The following is a 15,368-nucleotide window of genomic DNA, read 5'->3' as shown; positions in this document are numbered from 1 at the left end:
GCCTGCCCGAGCATGACGAACAACAACGTGGCGATCGACAGGGCCTGTTGCCGCCCGTGTTCCCCGGCCTCGTAGGCCTGCCGGGCTCGCTGCATCTCCTGGAGGACCTCGATGGTGCGGTCCTTGGCCTCCAGTAACTCCCGGGCGGGCACCAGTTCCTGCGTCTCCGCGATCGCCGTGGGGTTCGTGCCCGCTCTGTCCCACAGCGTCCTCGCCTCCCCGAGGCGCCGCCGGGCGAGGTCGGCCGGTTCGTTGGGGAAACACACGTCGGCCACGGCCTCGACGAGGTCCCACTCCAGCGAATCGCCGGCCAGCCGGTCACGCAACCGGCGTAACTCGGGCACCGTCCCGGCGACGAAGTGCTCGGGAGTGAGCCGTGCGTGCAACTCCCTCACGGACACCGTCGATTCGTCGAGCCAGGACCGCACCACCGCGACCAGCTCGTTGATCTCGACGCACGAGCCGCGGGCCGGTCCCCACGGCCGCCCCGCCCGCTTCCTCTCGCCGGCCACTCGTTCTCCCCCGTGGATTGTTCGCCGGACAACCCCCTGTTGTCACCGGAGAAACATCCAACCGTCCCACCTGCGGTTCCGCCCGGGGATCGTCGTAATTCCCCATCGACACCACACGACCCAGGCGGTGCCTTCATGAACCACACCTTCCCGGCGTTCCTGCTCCTCGCGCTGGCGGTGGCCGTCCTCTTCTCCGTCGTCGCCGCGGCGATCGCCTTCGCCCTCGCCCGCTGGGAGGGAGCCGCGGTGCCCACGGCCCTGTCCCGCTGCGGCATCGCCTTCGCCGCGAGTCTCACCTTGTGCCTGGCGGTCTTCGCGGCGCTGGACCGTACGTAGCGGAGCGGGACGGGGGCAGGCGGAGAGGCATACAGAGCCGGTCCAGGCCACTGCCCGCGGTTTCTCCGCTGGAGCGGCCCTGTTGCCGCGGTGGGGATGTGACGGCTGCCTGGGCGTCCTGGTGTGGCGCGCCGAGGACGAACCCGTCGCCCGGCAGACCGGCTGACGTTCCAGAGCCCGGCAGACCGGCTGACGCCCCGATATTCGGTGGCGGGCCCGCCCCGCTCCGTCCACCATGCCCGCATGGTCTCAGGTGAGCACACCGGCGAAGCAGCGACGCCCGCGGCAGCGGATACGACTCGGTGGACACGGGCGACCGTCTACCCCGACATGTGGGTCGACCCCGACGACGACCCACGTGAGACCGACGCCCAGCCCGTCGGCGAACGCGGCGTGCTCCTCGACTGCCTGCGGGCCTACCGCCTCACCCTGGAGATGAAGTGCGCCGGCCTGGACGCCGAGCAGATGGCCCGGAGATCCGTCCCGCCGTCCACGATGTCCCTGCTCGGGCTGGTGCGGCACCTGACCGAGGAGGAGCGGCATGTCCGCCGGGTGATGGCCGGCGAGGACGCGCCGAAGCTGTACCGCACGCCGGAGGACCGGGACGGCGACTTCAACGGCGCGGTCGCCGACCCCGCGGTCGTGGACGCCGCCTGGCGGCAGTGGCGTACCGAGGTCGAGCGCACCGACCGCTACCTGGCCGGTGTCACCGACCTCGGCACCGGCAACGCCGGCCACTCCGACTTCGGCCCCGAACCCGGCGGCCGGGTCCAGGTCCGCGACATCCTGGTCGCGCAGATCGCGGAGTACGCCCGGCACTGCGGTCACGCCGACCTCCTGCGCGAACGGATCGACGGCCGCGTCGGGCAGTGAGCATCCTCCGGCCGGGCCCTTGGGGATGCTGCCGGAAAAAAACTTCGGCGGCGATGTCGAGAACCCGCGTCCGGCTCCGTCCCCGGGGTGAGAGCGGCCAAGATGGGCCGCATCATCACCGAGGAGAACCACCATGGCGAAGTACCTGCTGCTGAAGCACTACCGAGGCGCCCCGTCACCGGTCAACGACGTGCCGATGGACCAGTGGACGCCGGAGGAGATCTCGGCGCACATCCAGTTCATGAACGACTTCGCGGCGCGGCTGGAGAAGACCGGCGAGTTCGTCGACGGCCAGGCGCTCGCCCCCGAGGGGGCGTGGGTCCGGTACGACGGTGAGGGGCGCCCGCCGGTCACCGACGGGCCGTTCGCCGAGACCAAGGACCTCATCGCCGGCTGGATGATCATCGATGTCGACGGCTACGACCGTGCCGTCGAGCTGGCCGGGGAACTGTCGGCGGCCCCCGGTGCGGGCGGGAAGCCGATCCACGAATGGCTGGAGGTGCGCCCGTTCCTGACCGCCCCGCCCACCGTTCCGGAGTGCTCGGTCCATGGATGAGGTACTGCTCCGCAGCCTCACTCCCGCCGTGATCACGATCCTCGTCCGCCGCGGAGCCGACTTCGCGGCGGCCGAGGACGCCGTGCAGGACGCGCTGATCGAGGCGTTCCGCGTCTGGCCGGCCGACCCTTCCCCAAGCTCTCGGCTTCGCTCGAGCACGGGAGAGCCCGTTCGGGACCCGAAGGGCTGGCTGGTCACCGTGGCCTGGCGCAAGTTCCTCGACCAGGCGCGGGCGGACAGCGCCCGCCGCAGGCGCGAGGACCTCGTCGACGAGGAACCGGCGCCCGGACCCGCGTCCGACGTGGACGACACGCTCCAGCTGTACTTCCTGTGCGCCCACCCCTCGCTGACCCCGTCGTCCGCGGTCGCGCTCACCCTGCGCGCCGTCGGCGGGCTCACCACCCGGCAGATCGCCCAGGCCTACCTGGTGCCGGAGGCGACCATGGCGCAGCGCATCAGCCGCGCCAAACGCACCGTCTCAGACGTGCGATTCGACCAGCCCGGCGACGTCGGGACCGTGCTGCGCGTCCTCTACCTCGTCTTCAACGAGGGCTACTCCGGCGACGTCGACCTGGCCGCCGAGGCCATCCGGCTCACCCGGCAGCTCGCGGCCGCGATCGACCACCCCGAGGTGTCGGGGCTGCTCGCGCTCATGCTGCTCCACCACGCCCGGCGCGCCGGCCGTACCGCGCCCGACGGCGGCCTGGTGCCGCTCGCCGAGCAGGACCGCGGCCGGTGGGACACCCGCCTGATCGCCGAGGGCGTCCAGATCCTCCAGGCGGCGCTCGCCCGCGACCGGCTGGGCGAGTTCCAGGCCCAGGCCGCCATCGCGGCACTGCACGCCGACGCGCCCACCGCCGAGGAGACCGACTGGGTGCAGATCGTGGAGTGGTACGACGAGCTCGCGCGCCTCACCGACAACCCGGTCGTCCGGCTCAACCGTGCGGTGGCCGTGGGCGAGGCCGACGGCCCGCGCGCCGGTCTCGCGGCGCTCGCCGCGCTGGACGACTCGCTGCCCCGCTACGCCGCGGTGGCGGCCTATCTCCACGAACGCGACGGCGACGCGGAAACGGCGGCCCGGCTGTACGCCGAGGCGGCCCGCAAGGCCACCGACCTAGCCGAACGCGATTACCTGACCCGCCAGGCGGCCCGCCTCAACGCCGCACGGCGCCGCTGACCCGCCAGGCGGCCCGCCTCAACGCCAACGGCGCCGCTGACGAGCCGCGTCCCGCGGCACCCGGCGGGCGGGGACGCGACGCCGGGAACCGGGTGCCGGGCAGGTCACCGTACCGTCAACGGCACGGGGTGGACCTCGTCCGCCTTGTGTCCGGCGCGCTCGTGAATGCGCTGGACCGCTTCGGCCGAGGGGGCCTCGGAGAGGCAGTAGACATGGCCGGACTCCGGATCCGCCCAGGCCATCTCGAAGTGGACCTGCTCGTCCTTCTCTATCGCGAGGTCCGCGTTGTGGGCTTCACGCAGCTGCTCTTCCGTGATGCCCTCCATGCCGCGATGGACATCCATGAACTTGGGCATGCCTCGCGCCTCCTTCCTTGCCTACCTCTCATGCTCCGCCCGTACGGCCACCCGGGCGACCTCAGGTTTCCCAGCCCGACGCCGAGGGGCCCCGGCGACTCGGCCGGGGCCCCACAGGTCGTACGGTCAACGAAGCGCCGGCGTCAGCCGCACTGGCAGGGGCTGCCCGACTGGCACCCGCACCCGCAGCCCGAGCCGCAGCCGCACGCGGCGATCAGGGGCAGGCTCCTGATCTCGGCGGGCTGCTCGGTCTCACGCTGCCGGGCGGGGTCGGGCGTGGTGCTGGGGGATTCGGCCATGGGTCCCTCCTCGAGGCTGGTGCCTGTGCCCATTGGATGCCCGCCCGGCCGGGCGCATCAACGGCGCACTGAGGCGCCCCGGCGCCCCAGCCCCGGCCCTCGGCCTGGATTTCCGGGCGGCCTGTACCGGTACCCGGCCCACCCCTCGGGTCAGCCCCGTCAGGCGCTCTCCGCCCCCGGCGCCGCCTGGATCTCCGGCTGCACATCCGCCTGGAGCTCGTCCGCGTGCTCGCCCGTCACCAGGTACACCACGCGCTTGGCGACCGACACCGCGTGGTCGGCGAACCGCTCGTAGTAGCGGCCGAGCAGCGTGACGTCCACGGCCGTCTCGATGCCGTGCTTCCAGCGGTCGTCCATCAGGTGCTGGAAGAGCGTGCGGTGCAGCAGGTCCATCTCGTCGTCGTCCTGCTCCAGCTGGAGCGCCAGGTCGACGTCCTTGGTGATGATCACCTCGGCGGCCTTTGCCATCAGGCGCTGCGCGAGCTGGCCCATCTCCAGGATGGTGGCGTGCAGGTCGCTCGGGACCGCGCGGTCCGGGTAGCGCAGGCGTGCGAGCTTCGCCACGTGCTGGGCGAGGTCGCCCGAGCGCTCCAGGTCGGCCGACATCCGCAGCGACGTGACGACGATGCGCAGGTCCGTCGCCACCGGCTGCTGCCGCGCCAGCAGGGCTATGGCCCGGGCCTCCAGCTCGTGCTGGAGCTCGTCGACCCGCTGGTCGGCCTCGATGACGTTCTCGGCCAGCTTCAGGTCGGAGTCGAGCATGGCGGTCGTGGCGCGCCCGATCGCCGACCCGACCAGCCGGGCCATCTCCACCAGGCTGTCGCCGATCGAGTCCAGTTCCTCGTGGTACGCGTCCCGCATCAGGCTTTCCCTCTCGTGCGTCTCAGTCGGGGGTCCAAGGGCCGGGGCCCACCGGACAACCGGCGGTACGACCGTCGTATTACCGGCGGTCCGAACCCCACGCTCCCACGTTCCGCCCCGTACGCGTCCGTTTCCGGCATCCCAAATGAACCAATACTGGCTCCAAGGTGAACTCTGGGCGACGAGTGTTCGAGCTCGCACCCCGACGGCTGTGGAGGGTGCCCGAGCCATGCCTAACCTGGGTGCATGGACGTGAACGCGGCGGTCGCCGCAGCGGCAGCGATCGCCGGGGTGCTCACCGGTGTCATCGCCATGCTGGCGTTCCGCTTCAGCGAGCGCGAGCAGAAGCGCCCCACCCGCAGCTCCCTGCACACCGACGCGGTGCTCCCGCCCGGCGTGGACACGGTCCTGTCGGTCCTCCGGTCGTCCGCCGTCGTCCTCGACGAGGCCGACGCCGTGGTCAAGGCCAGCTCGGCGGCGTACGCCCTCGGCCTGGTCCGCGGCGGCAAGCTCGCCGTCGAGCCGATGCTGCAGATGGCCCGGGACACCCGGCGGGACGGCGAGATACGACAGGTCGAACTGGACCTGCCACGGCGCGGCACCGGACGCGGAGAGGCCCTGGCCGTCTCCGCGCGGGTCGCGCCGCTCGGCTCCCGGCTGGTGCTGCTGCTGGTGGAGGACCTGACCGAGGCCCGCCGCATCGAGGCGGTCCGGCGTGACTTCGTCGCCAACGTGAGCCACGAGCTGAAGACGCCGGTCGGTGCGCTCTCGCTGCTCTCCGAGGCCGTGATGGACGCCTCCGAGGACCCCGAGGCCGTCGAGCGGTTCGCCGGGCGCATGCAGATCGAGGCCACCCGGCTCACCAGCCTCGTGCAGGAACTCATCGACCTCTCCCGGGTGCAGAACGACGACCCGCTGGAGGACGCCGAACCGGTCCGGGTCGACGAGCTCGTCGCCGAGGCCGTCGACCGCTGCCGGCACCAGGCCGGCGCCAAACAGATCACCATGGCCGCGGGCGGCACCGCCGACCTGCGCGTGTGGGGAAACCGCGGCCAGCTCGCCGCCGCGCTCGGCAACCTCGTCGAGAACGCCGTCAACTACTCACCCGCCCGCACCCGCGTCGGCATCGCGGCCCGCAGCGTGAACGCCCCCGGCGGGGACCACATCGAGATCGCCGTCACCGACCAGGGCATCGGCATCTCCGACAAGGACAAGGAGCGCATCTTCGAGCGCTTCTACCGCGTCGACCCGGCCCGCTCCCGTGCCACCGGCGGCACCGGACTCGGGCTGGCGATCGTGAAGCACGTGGCCGCCTCGCACGGCGGGGAGGTCACGGTGTGGAGCGCCGAAGGCCAGGGCTCCACCTTCACCCTGCGGCTGCCGGAGGCCGGTGCGGCCCGCGGCGCACAGCAGCAACCCGCCCGAGAGACACGCGCAGGAGGCGCGGGCCTCGACGAGGAGGCCGGGCGGTCCACCCCCACATCCCCCGAATCAACCGCGTACGAAACGCTTCCCGCCCCGGAGGTCCTTCCGTGACCCGTGTGCTCGTCGTCGAGGACGAGGAGTCCTTCTCCGACGCCCTGTCGTACATGCTCCGCAAAGAGGGCTTCGAGGTCGCGGTCGCGACCACCGGGCCCGACGGACTCGACGAGTTCGAGCGCAACGGCGCCGACCTCGTCCTCCTCGACTTGATGCTGCCCGGCCTGCCGGGCACCGAGGTCTGCCGCCAGCTGCGCGGCCGTTCCAACGTCCCCGTCATCATGGTGACCGCCAAGGACAGTGAGATCGACAAGGTCGTCGGGCTGGAGATAGGAGCCGACGACTATGTCACCAAGCCGTTCTCCTCGCGCGAGCTGGTCGCGCGGATCCGTGCCGTACTGCGCCGCCGCGGCGAGCCCGAGGAGGTCACCCCGGCGGCCCTGGAGGCCGGTCCGGTCCGCATGGACGTGGACCGCCACGTGGTCACCGTCGGCGGCACCAAGATCGACCTGCCGCTCAAGGAGTTCGACCTGCTGGAGATGCTGCTGCGCAACGCCGGCCGCGTCCTGACCCGTATGCAGCTCATCGACCGCGTCTGGGGTGCCGACTACGTCGGTGACACCAAGACCCTCGACGTCCACGTCAAGCGGCTGCGCGCCAAGATCGAGCCGGACCCGGGCGCCCCGCGCTACCTGGTGACGGTCCGCGGCCTCGGCTACAAGTTCGAGCCGTAAGCCGACCGCGTACTACGGCGACGCGAAGGGCGGGACCTCTCTCCGGAGAGAGGTCCCGCCCTTCGCGTCGTCTGCTCAGTGCCCGGCGCCGGCGCTCGCGGAGGCCGCGTCGGACGGCGTGCCGGACGCCTGGTGGCCACCCGGCGTCTCACCGCCCGCGGGGGCGCCCGACTCACCCTCGGCGGGAGAACCGGACGGCGATCCCGACGGCGAACCGGACGGGGACGACGAGGCGCCCGGCGCGGCCGGCACCTCGGTCGGGCCCCACTCCTTGAAGTAGTGCTCGGCGGGGACCACGAACGCCTGCAGGCTCACGCCACCCGTCTTGCTGAAGGTGAAGGTGACCTTCTGGGCGTTGCCGTCCTGCACGGCCTCACGGCTGCTCGGCAGCATCGCCGTGGCGTTGTCCTTGCCGCCCAGGATCAGCGAACCGCCGGGCGGGATGCTGAGGCTGCCGCCCTTGGCGGGCTTGAGCTCGGCGGTCTTGCCGGTGCCCGGGAGGGTGATGGACTCCAGCGTCTCGGCAGTCCTGCCCGAGTTGAAGAGGGTCGCGGAGATCGCGGCGGGGCCGGTCGACTCGAGGTCGGGCTGCGTGATGACGATCGCGTTCTGGACCTTGATGTCGCCGACGCTCGTCGCCGCGTTGTCCGGCTTGATCTCCAGCGTCTGGGCGTCGTTGCCGGCGCCGCACGCGGCGAGCGAGGCGATCGAGAACGCGATGGCGGCCGCGGCGAGGGAGCCGCGTCGAAGGCTGCTGCTCACGGCGGCGGCAACTCCTTGACTCGAGCGGGGCGGCCGATAAAGCCGCCCTAAGTGTCTGTCAGCGGGCCTTAGGTTACCGAGCCGTCCTCGTCCTGCCGCACCCGACCCCCCGGCACCGGTGATCCCACCTGAGTCACACATGGCTCCCGCGTCACATTGGTGTGGTGTCCGTCCGGCATTCACATAAGAGACCCGGACGGCACCGCAAATGTTCCGTGAAGGAATGCGCGCCCGCCCCGGAATTGATCACCGGCGGGCCGTGGGGGCACCTCGTGATCAATTCCGGATTCGACCGGAACCGGCTCGGGCCTCCGAACGGAGTAGCGGAAGTCGATCATACGGAACCGGACATTTGGGGATGTTCGGCCTTCTGGAGGATGCTCCGGATGTGTGTAACGTACGCGTTTCGCTCGCCCCGAAGAGCCGCTCCCACCTGCGAATACCTTCTTCCGATCCCTGTCCGAAGCACGTTCCTGTCGGAGTTGTCAAGCCCCGAGATACGCCCTGACCTGCGAAAACGCCATTCAGAACCCGCGATTTCCGTGTTACCCTGGATAGCCACGGAAGGGGTACCTGTCACATGACGTTCAAGGTTGGCGACACCGTGGTCTATCCCCATCACGGGGCCGCGCTGATCGAGGCCATCGAAACTCGCCAGATCAAAGGCGTGGACAAGACCTACTTGGTGCTGAAGGTCGCCCAGGGCGACCTGACGGTACGTGTGCCAGCGGACAATGCGGAGTTCGTCGGCGTGCGTGATGTGGTCGGTCAGGACGGGCTGGACCGGGTCTTCGAGGTGCTGCGCGCACCATACGCCGAGGAGCCCACGAACTGGTCCCGTCGCTACAAGGCAAACCTGGAGAAGCTCGCCTCGGGCGATGTCATCAAGGTCGCGGAAGTCGTGCGTGACCTGTGGCGTCGTGAGCGTGAGCGCGGACTCTCCGCCGGTGAGAAGCGCATGCTCGCCAAGGCCCGCCAGATTCTGGTGAGCGAGCTCGCCCTCGCGGAGAACACCAACGAGGACAAGGCCGAGGCTCTGCTCGACGAGGTCCTCGCCTCCTGAGGCGAAGCCCGTCGCTCAGCGCTCTGCGCCGATCGAAGCTGCTGATCAAGGCTGCTGGTCGAAGCTGATCAAGCGCGCGCCTGCACATCGAAATGCCGCGGTGCCCGATGACGAAATTCCTGTCGCCGGGCGCTGCGGCATGTTCGTACCCCGGCGCCGTGCGCCGCCACCCCGGGATGTGTTATCACTCACGCCCCGGTGTTCGGGGGTGCCGGGCCCGGGCAGCCGGCTCGACCGGCGTCACGGAAGGGTCCGGTCGAGCGCGTCGCGCCCGGCACTCCTCCAGGCCATACCCACGCCAGGCCAGCACACAAACCTGACAGGAACCGATGTCTGACGATTCGCGTCCCTCGCCGCCCGCAGGCCCCTACACGGCCCGTACGGCGGCCGTGATCCCGGCCGCCGGCCGGGGTGTCCGGCTCGGCCCGGGCGCCCCCAAGGCGCTCCGCGTGCTGGGCGGCACCCCCATGCTGATCCACGCCGTCCGGGCGATGGCCGCCTCCCGCGCCGTCTCCCTGGTCGTCGTCGTGGCCCCGCCCGACGGTGCCGCCGAGGTCAAGTCGCTGCTCGACGCGCACGCGCTGCCCGAGCGGACGGACTTCCTCGTCGTCCCGGGCGGGCAGAGCCGCCAGGAGTCCGTGAAGCTCGGCCTCGACGCGCTGCCGCCCGGCCACGACATCGTGCTGGTCCACGACGCGGCCCGGCCGCTGGTCCCGGTGGACACGGTCGACGCCGTGATCGAGGCCGTACGGGACGGCGCACCGGCCGTGGTCCCGGCCCTGCCGCTCGCCGACACCGTCAAGCAGGTCGAGCCCGCCGGCACCCCCGGCGAGCCGGAGCCGGTCGTCGCCACGCCGGAGCGCGCTCTGCTGCGCGCGGTGCAGACCCCGCAGGGCTTCGACCGGGCCACGCTGGTCAGGGCGCACGAGACGGCGACCGGCGAGGTCACCGACGACGCCGGCATGGTCGAGCAGCTCGGCCTCACGGTCGTGGCCGTCCCCGGCCACGAGGAGGCCTTCAAGATCACCCGTCCCCTGGACCTGGTCCTCGCGGAGGCGGTCCTGGCCCGAAGGAGGCTCAACGATGGCTACTGACCAGCCCGTTCTGCCCCAGGTGGGCATCGGCACCGACATCCACGCCTTCGAGGAGGGCCGTGAGCTGTGGTGCGCCGGCCTGAAGTGGGAGGACGCGGGCCCGGGCCTGGCCGGCCACTCCGACGCCGACGTCGTCGCCCATGCCGCCTGCAACGCCCTCTTCTCCGCCGCCGGCCTCGGCGACCTCGGACAGCACTTCGGCACCGGCCGCCCCGAATGGTCGGGCGCCTCCGGAGTCACCCTCCTGACGGAGGCCGCGCGCATCGTGCGCGAGGCCGGCTTCCGGATCGGCAACATCGCCGTGCAGGTGGTGGGTCCCCGCCCGAAGATCGGCAAGCGCCGGGACGAGGCCCAGAAGCTCCTGTCGGAGGCGGCCGGAGCCCCGGTGTCGGTCTCGGGTGCGACGACGGACGGGCTGGGCTTCCCCGGCCGGGAGGAAGGGCTGATGGCGGTGGCCACGGCCCTGGTGGTACGCGCCGGCTGAGGGGCGAGCGTTCGGGGCGTCCCGTTGTCTGTGTCACGAATCCGGACGCCCCGAGGGGAAGTACCCGAGGCACACCCCGCGGCCCACTACCCTGGAGGGGTGACTATTCGCCTGTACGACACCAGCGCCCGGCAGATCCGTGACTTCTCCCCGCTCCAGCCGGGTTGCGTCTCGATCTACCTGTGTGGTGCCACCGTGCAGGCCGCCCCGCACATCGGGCACATCCGCTCCGGGCTGAACTTCGACATCATGCGCCGCTGGTTCGCCTACCGCGGCTACGACGTCACGTTCGTGCGGAACGTGACGGACATCGACGACAAGATCATCGCCAAGTCGGCCGACCAGAACCGCCCCTGGTGGGCCATCGGCTACGAGAACGAGCGGGCCTTCAACGACGGCTACACCGTGCTCGGTTGCCTGCCGCCCACCTACGAGCCGCGTGCCACCGGCCACATCACCGAGATGGTCGAGATGATGCGCGGCCTCATCGAGCGCGGGCACGCCTACGAGGCCGACGGCAGCGTCTACTTCGACGTCCGCTCCTGGCCCTCCTACCTGGAGCTGTCCCGGCAGGACCTCGACGAGATGCGGCAGCCCGCCGAGGAGGGCATCACCGGCAAGCGCGACCCGCGCGACTTCGCCATGTGGAAGGCCACCAAGCCCGGCGAGCCCGACTGGGAGACGCCGTGGGGACGCGGCCGGCCCGGCTGGCACCTGGAGTGCTCGGCGATGGCGCACAAGTACCTCGGGGCCGCTTTCGACATCCACGGCGGCGGCCTGGACCTGGTCTTCCCGCACCACGAGAACGAGATCGCCCAGGCCAAGGCCTACGGCGACGAGTTCGCCCGGTACTGGGTGCACAACGCCTGGGTCACCATGAGCGGCGAGAAGATGTCCAAGTCGCTCGGCAACTCGGTCCTGGTCAGCGAGATGGTCAAGCGCTGGCGGCCCATCGTGCTGCGCTACTACCTCGGCACCCCGCACTACCGCTCGATGATCGAGTACAGCGAGGAGGCGCTGCGCGAGGCCGAGTCGGCGTTCGCGCGGATCGAGGGCTTCGTGCAGCGAGTGGTGGAGAAGGCCGGCGTCGTCGAGCCCGCCGCCGAGGTGCCGCTCGCCTTCGCCGAGGCCATGGACGACGACCTGGGCGTGCCGCAGGCCCTCGCCGTGGTGCACACCACCGTCCGGCAGGGCAACAGCGCGCTGGCCGCCGACGACAAGGAAGCCGCCGTGGCCCGGCTCGCCGAGGTCCGCGCGATGCTCGGCGTGCTCGGCCTCGACCCGCTGGACCCCCAGTGGGCCGGGGAGGGCGACCGCGGCGACGACCTGCACGGCGTGGTCGACACGCTCGTCCGCATGGTCCTCGACCAGCGCGAGGCCGCCCGGGCCCGCAAGGACTGGCCCACCGCGGACGCCATCCGCGACCAGCTGAGCCAGTCCGGCCTGGTCATCGAGGACGGCCCACAGGGCCCGCGCTGGAGCCTCGGCCCGCGCTGAGACGAGCCCCACGGGCTGATCGACTGTGCCGCCCGGGCCTCCGGGCGGCACACTGCATAGACGGAACAGACGTACACAGCCGTACGGCCGCAGTCGTACGTACACATCACCTCACGGAGACGAGTAGCTCAATGGCCGCGAACAACCGCCGCATGTCCGGCAAGAAGGGCGCGCAGGTCGGCAGTGGCGGCCAGCGACGCCGGGGCCTGGAGGGCAAGGGCCCCACCCCGCCCGCCGAGATGCGCAAGGGACACAAGAAGAACCGCGTCGCCAACGCCAAGGCGAAGCAGGCCGTACGCCGGCCCACCGTGCGCGGCCGCGGCGGCAAGGGCACGTCCGAGCTGGTCGTCGGACGCAACCCGGTCCTGGAGGCGCTGCGCGAAGGCGTCCCGGCCTCGACCCTCTACGTCCAGCAGTTCATCGACAACGACGAGCGGGTGCGCGAGGCCCTCCAGGTCGCCGCCGAGCGCGGCGGGATCAACCTCATGGAGGCCCCGCGGCCCGAGCTCGACCGGATGACCAACGGTCTCAACCACCAGGGCATGGTCCTCCAGGTCCCGCCGTACGAGTACGCCCACCCCGAGGACCTGGTGGCCGCCGCCCACGACGACGGCGAGGACCCGCTGATCGTCGCGCTGGACGGCGTCACCGACCCGCGCAACCTCGGCGCGGTCGTCCGCTCCGTCTCCGCCTTCGGCGGTCACGGCGTCGTCGTCCCCGAGCGCCGCGCGGCCGGCATGACGGCGGGTGCCTGGAAGACGTCCGCCGGTACGGCGGCCCGCACCCCGGTCGCCCGTGCCACCAACCTGACCCGGGCCCTGGAGGCGTACAAGAAGGCCGGCATCGCGGTCGTCGGCCTGGCAGCCGACGGCGAGTCGGAGCTCGGTGAGCTGGAGGCGCTGGACGGCCCCGTCGTCATCGTCGTCGGCAGCGAGGGCAAGGGCCTGTCCCGGCTGGTCGGGGAGACCTGCGACTTCCGGGTGCGGATCCCGATGCCGGGTGGCGCCGAGTCGCTCAACGCCGGTGTGGCGGCGGGGATCGTGCTGTACGAGGCGGCTCGCCGACGTCGCTGAACAGGCGTCCGGAACTTCACCCGAACGGGGTAATTCCGGTGTCATCGGGGCGATGAGGGCAAGCTTGACGGGGTCCGGACAGATCCGGCGGGTCAAAGCAGTGTCCTAACGCGACGTCACTCGGTTAGATGAGTGTGGACACCAGAACACCCCGCACACCCACGGGGGACCGCTCGTCGGGACTCGACGACGCTCCCGCGCTGAGCATGGTGAAGGTGCCGAGCGACCCGGCGCAGGTCATCGTCAATCACGCGAGTTTCCGCGTGCAGTTGGGCGTCTCGACGCGTCGCGTCCAGTCCCCCCGGGTCGCACGGCATCTGACCGCCACCGAGGACACCGCCCGCATCCCCCAGGTGAGGAGCGGGGCGGACGGGGCCACCGCCCGCCGCCGGCCCGTCGTCTGGAGCGGAAGATCCGCCCCCGACGACACCGGCGCGCACCGGCTTCTGCAGGCCGTCCGGCACGAGAGCGTCCGCCACGCCGACGAGCCCGCCTCCGACACCGGGGCCACCCAGGTCATCTCCCGCGTGGGCCCGGGGTACGACGGCCCCGGATACCAGGGCGCGGGCTACGGCGGCGACGACTACGCGGGCGACGGCTACGAGGGCGACCTCGCCCAGACCGTCGAGACCCCGGTCGTCGGCCCGCAGCGCACGCACGATCCCGCCGACGGCACGCGGCTGCTGCCGCCCATGCGTACCGTCGGCAGTGCCTACGACGAACCCGCCCACGAAGACGGCGAGTTCGACGAGTTGGGCACCGAAGCGGACGACATGGGGCGCCGGGCCAAGCGACACGGCGACGACCCGGCCCGGCACGCCTACTACCCCGGGCGCCGGATGAACCTCGGCGTCGTCCTGCTCCCGCTGCGCGTCTTCCTCGGCTTCATCTCCATCTACGCCGGCATGGGCAAGCTGTGCGACCCCGTCTACTTCGAAGGCGGCAAGCGCGGCTCCATGGTCAAGTGGCTCAACACCCTGCACCCGTGGGAAGTCGCCGAGCCGCTGCGCCAGTTCGCCTTGGAGCACCCGGTCGGCGCCGGCCTGGTCATCGCCTTCGCGCAGGTCATCGTCGGCGTCCTGACGGTGCTGGGCTGCTGGCAGCGGGTCGCCGCCTGTCTGGGCGCCCTGCTGTCGGCGGCGCTGCTGGTCACGGTCAGCTGGAAGAGCGTCCCCGCCTACGAGACCCCCGACATCATCTACCTCGCCGCCTGGTCCCCGCTGATCATCGCCGGTGCCCCCGTCTACTCCGTCGACGGCCGGCTGGCCGGCAGTGCCTGGCGCCGTCTGGGCCCCCGCGCCGACATCTGGGACCTGCGCCGTTACGTGCTGCGGCGCGGCGCCCTCGTCACGGCCATCGCCACCGGCGTCACCCTGCTCGTCGGGTCGCTGCTCGGCGGCGCCGTCCGTGACGCCGACCGGGTCGTCGTCCCGGGCCCCGGCGAGGCCCCGCGCAACGAGCTGCCCGGCTCCCCGCTCCCGGGCGAGCCCGGCAAGCGCAAGGAGAAGCGGACGCCGTCGGCTTCCTCCTCGCCCACCCAGGACGCCACGGCCGGCTCGGCGAGTCCCACCGCGGGCACCACGACCAGGCCCGGTGCCACCCGCGACACCGGCACCGTCACCGGTGGTTCCCCCAGCCAGACCCAGGGCACCGCGGGCCAGGCACCGCCCCAGCAGTCCACCCCGGAGAACCAGGCGCCGAGCACCACGACCGGCCCCACCTCCGGCGGCACGACGACGGGCGGCTCGGGCTCGACCGGCGGCTCAGGCACCGGAGGCTCCTCCTCCACGGGCCGCCCGGGCTTGGTGGGCGGCTTGCTGGGCTAGCCCCCGACCAGCAAGCCAGAAGGCCCCGCATCACGCAGATGCGGGGCCTTCTCACAGACAGGGCACAAGGGCCTCAGGACGCAAAGGGGCTTGGGGGACAAGGGCCTCAAGGGGCGCGGGGAACTGCGCGACAAGCCACGACGAGCGGTCAGCCGCCGACGGAAAGCAACCGGCCGAGCTCTCAGCGCTTGAACGCCCAGCTCCCTGACAGGGCGGGGCAGGCCTCACCACCCGGCCCAACCGGCGGAGCTCTCAGCGCTTGAACGCCCCTGGCTTCTTGACGGGGGCAGGCCTCACCACCCGGCCAACCGGCGGAGCTCTCAGCGCTTGAACGCCCCTGGCTTCTTGACGGGGGCAGCCTCACCACCCGGCCAACCGGCGGAGCG

Annotated in this window: 16 protein-coding genes; 12 read left to right on the top strand and 4 right to left on the bottom strand. The window is 71.6% G+C overall.

What is annotated here, in order from left to right:
* Positions 1 to 647 precede the first annotated feature (647 nt).
* The 4 genes from ACFY5B_RS33885 (at position 648) to ACFY5B_RS33870 (ending at position 3,454) form a co-directional block, all read left to right on the top strand.
* Positions 648 to 848 carry a hypothetical protein gene (locus ACFY5B_RS33885; protein WP_344466360.1) on the top strand — a complete coding sequence of 67 codons (201 nt, stop codon included), beginning with the start codon at positions 648 to 650 and terminating at the stop codon, positions 846 to 848.
* Positions 849 to 1,091: 243 nt separating this feature from the next.
* Positions 1,092 to 1,721, top strand: a complete 630-nt coding sequence (locus ACFY5B_RS33880) for a DinB family protein (protein WP_389977166.1) — start codon at positions 1,092 to 1,094, stop codon at positions 1,719 to 1,721.
* A 133-nt stretch (positions 1,722 to 1,854) separates the two neighbouring features.
* Entirely contained in the window at positions 1,855 to 2,277 is a 423-nt protein-coding gene (locus tag ACFY5B_RS33875; RefSeq protein ID WP_389977164.1) for a YciI family protein, read from the top strand.
* On the top strand, positions 2,270 to 3,454 hold the full coding sequence (locus ACFY5B_RS33870) for an RNA polymerase sigma factor (RefSeq protein ID WP_389977161.1): 1,185 nt from the start codon (positions 2,270 to 2,272) through the stop codon (positions 3,452 to 3,454). The genes ACFY5B_RS33875 and ACFY5B_RS33870 overlap by 8 nt, the downstream gene beginning before the upstream one ends.
* 104 nt (positions 3,455 to 3,558) lie before the next feature.
* On the opposite strand, the gene ACFY5B_RS33865 is transcribed toward ACFY5B_RS33870, so the two are convergent.
* The 3 genes from ACFY5B_RS33865 to phoU form a co-directional block, all read right to left on the bottom strand.
* On the bottom strand, positions 3,559 to 3,810 hold the full coding sequence (locus ACFY5B_RS33865) for an SCO4226 family nickel-binding protein (RefSeq protein ID WP_053670838.1): 252 nt from the start codon (positions 3,808 to 3,810) through the stop codon (positions 3,559 to 3,561).
* Between the two features lie 143 nt (positions 3,811 to 3,953).
* Positions 3,954 to 4,109, bottom strand: a complete 156-nt coding sequence (locus ACFY5B_RS33860; RefSeq protein WP_167345925.1) for a hypothetical protein — start codon at positions 4,107 to 4,109, stop codon at positions 3,954 to 3,956.
* A gap of 159 nt (positions 4,110 to 4,268) precedes the next feature.
* A complete protein-coding gene (phoU, locus tag ACFY5B_RS33855; RefSeq protein ID WP_362236027.1) occupies positions 4,269 to 4,970 on the bottom strand; it encodes a phosphate signaling complex protein PhoU in 702 nt (233 codons plus the stop codon).
* Between the two features lie 246 nt (positions 4,971 to 5,216).
* Between phoU and ACFY5B_RS33850 the strand changes: the two genes are divergently transcribed.
* Positions 5,217 to 6,506 (top strand): sensor histidine kinase, encoded by a 1,290-nt coding sequence (locus ACFY5B_RS33850; protein ID WP_389977156.1) that lies wholly within the window; start codon positions 5,217 to 5,219, stop codon positions 6,504 to 6,506.
* On the top strand, positions 6,503 to 7,183 hold the full coding sequence (locus tag ACFY5B_RS33845) for a response regulator transcription factor (protein WP_030243122.1): 681 nt from the start codon (positions 6,503 to 6,505) through the stop codon (positions 7,181 to 7,183). The genes ACFY5B_RS33850 and ACFY5B_RS33845 overlap by 4 nt, the downstream gene beginning before the upstream one ends.
* Before the next feature lie 75 nt (positions 7,184 to 7,258).
* Here ACFY5B_RS33845 and ACFY5B_RS33840 read toward each other — a convergent pair whose 3' ends face one another.
* Positions 7,259 to 7,945, bottom strand: a complete 687-nt coding sequence (locus ACFY5B_RS33840; RefSeq protein WP_389977151.1) for a DUF461 domain-containing protein — start codon at positions 7,943 to 7,945, stop codon at positions 7,259 to 7,261.
* Between the two features lie 580 nt (positions 7,946 to 8,525).
* On the opposite strand from ACFY5B_RS33840, the gene ACFY5B_RS33835 reads away from it, so the two are divergent.
* The 6 genes from ACFY5B_RS33835 (at position 8,526) to ACFY5B_RS33810 (ending at position 14,982) form a co-directional block, all read left to right on the top strand.
* Positions 8,526 to 9,008, top strand: coding sequence for a CarD family transcriptional regulator (locus ACFY5B_RS33835; RefSeq protein ID WP_003953493.1), 483 nt, complete (start codon positions 8,526 to 8,528; stop codon positions 9,006 to 9,008).
* A 329-nt stretch (positions 9,009 to 9,337) separates the two neighbouring features.
* A complete protein-coding gene (ispD, locus tag ACFY5B_RS33830) occupies positions 9,338 to 10,102 on the top strand; it encodes a 2-C-methyl-D-erythritol 4-phosphate cytidylyltransferase (RefSeq protein ID WP_389977148.1) in 765 nt (254 codons plus the stop codon).
* Complete coding sequence (ispF, locus tag ACFY5B_RS33825) at positions 10,092 to 10,586, top strand: 2-C-methyl-D-erythritol 2,4-cyclodiphosphate synthase (RefSeq protein WP_389977145.1); 495 nt, start codon at positions 10,092 to 10,094, stop codon at positions 10,584 to 10,586. The genes ispD and ispF overlap by 11 nt, the downstream gene beginning before the upstream one ends.
* 99 nt (positions 10,587 to 10,685) lie before the next feature.
* Complete coding sequence (cysS, locus tag ACFY5B_RS33820) at positions 10,686 to 12,083, top strand: cysteine--tRNA ligase (protein ID WP_389977142.1); 1,398 nt, start codon at positions 10,686 to 10,688, stop codon at positions 12,081 to 12,083.
* 131 nt (positions 12,084 to 12,214) lie between these two features.
* The gene (gene rlmB, locus ACFY5B_RS33815) at positions 12,215 to 13,156 is read left to right on the top strand and encodes a 23S rRNA (guanosine(2251)-2'-O)-methyltransferase RlmB (RefSeq protein ID WP_344466340.1); all 942 of its coding nucleotides are present in this window, start codon (positions 12,215 to 12,217) and stop codon (positions 13,154 to 13,156) included.
* Positions 13,157 to 13,284: 128 nt separating this feature from the next.
* Complete coding sequence (locus tag ACFY5B_RS33810) at positions 13,285 to 14,982, top strand: DoxX family membrane protein (protein ID WP_389977138.1); 1,698 nt, start codon at positions 13,285 to 13,287, stop codon at positions 14,980 to 14,982.
* Positions 14,983 to 15,368 lie beyond the last annotated feature (386 nt).

Origin of the sequence: Streptomyces sp. NPDC013187, assembly GCF_042899705.1 — a bacterium.
GTDB classification, from domain to species: domain Bacteria; phylum Actinomycetota; class Actinomycetes; order Streptomycetales; family Streptomycetaceae; genus Streptomyces; species Streptomyces hawaiiensis_A.
This window is presented reverse-complemented; position numbering and strand designations above follow the sequence as displayed.

Excerpts from the sequence above, each read along its gene's own strand:
- ispD (WP_389977148.1), top strand. The coding sequence starts at position 9,338 with ATGTCTGACGATTCGCGTCCCTCGCCGCCCGCAGGCCCCTACACGGCC.
- ACFY5B_RS33850 (WP_389977156.1), top strand. The coding sequence starts at position 5,217 with ATGGACGTGAACGCGGCGGTCGCCGCAGCGGCAGCGATCGCCGGGGTG.
- ACFY5B_RS33885 (WP_344466360.1), top strand. The coding sequence starts at position 648 with ATGAACCACACCTTCCCGGCGTTCCTGCTCCTCGCGCTGGCGGTGGCC.
- ACFY5B_RS33880 (WP_389977166.1), top strand. The coding sequence starts at position 1,092 with ATGGTCTCAGGTGAGCACACCGGCGAAGCAGCGACGCCCGCGGCAGCG.
- ACFY5B_RS33865 (WP_053670838.1), bottom strand. The coding sequence starts at position 3,810 with ATGCCCAAGTTCATGGATGTCCATCGCGGCATGGAGGGCATCACGGAA.
- ACFY5B_RS33875 (WP_389977164.1), top strand. The coding sequence starts at position 1,855 with ATGGCGAAGTACCTGCTGCTGAAGCACTACCGAGGCGCCCCGTCACCG.
- phoU (WP_362236027.1), bottom strand. The coding sequence starts at position 4,970 with ATGCGGGACGCGTACCACGAGGAACTGGACTCGATCGGCGACAGCCTG.
- ACFY5B_RS33870 (WP_389977161.1), top strand. The coding sequence starts at position 2,270 with ATGGATGAGGTACTGCTCCGCAGCCTCACTCCCGCCGTGATCACGATC.
- ACFY5B_RS33810 (WP_389977138.1), top strand. The coding sequence starts at position 13,285 with ATGAGTGTGGACACCAGAACACCCCGCACACCCACGGGGGACCGCTCG.
- rlmB (WP_344466340.1), top strand. The coding sequence starts at position 12,215 with ATGGCCGCGAACAACCGCCGCATGTCCGGCAAGAAGGGCGCGCAGGTC.
- ispF (WP_389977145.1), top strand. The coding sequence starts at position 10,092 with ATGGCTACTGACCAGCCCGTTCTGCCCCAGGTGGGCATCGGCACCGAC.
- ACFY5B_RS33835 (WP_003953493.1), top strand. The coding sequence starts at position 8,526 with ATGACGTTCAAGGTTGGCGACACCGTGGTCTATCCCCATCACGGGGCC.
- ACFY5B_RS33860 (WP_167345925.1), bottom strand. The coding sequence starts at position 4,109 with ATGGCCGAATCCCCCAGCACCACGCCCGACCCCGCCCGGCAGCGTGAG.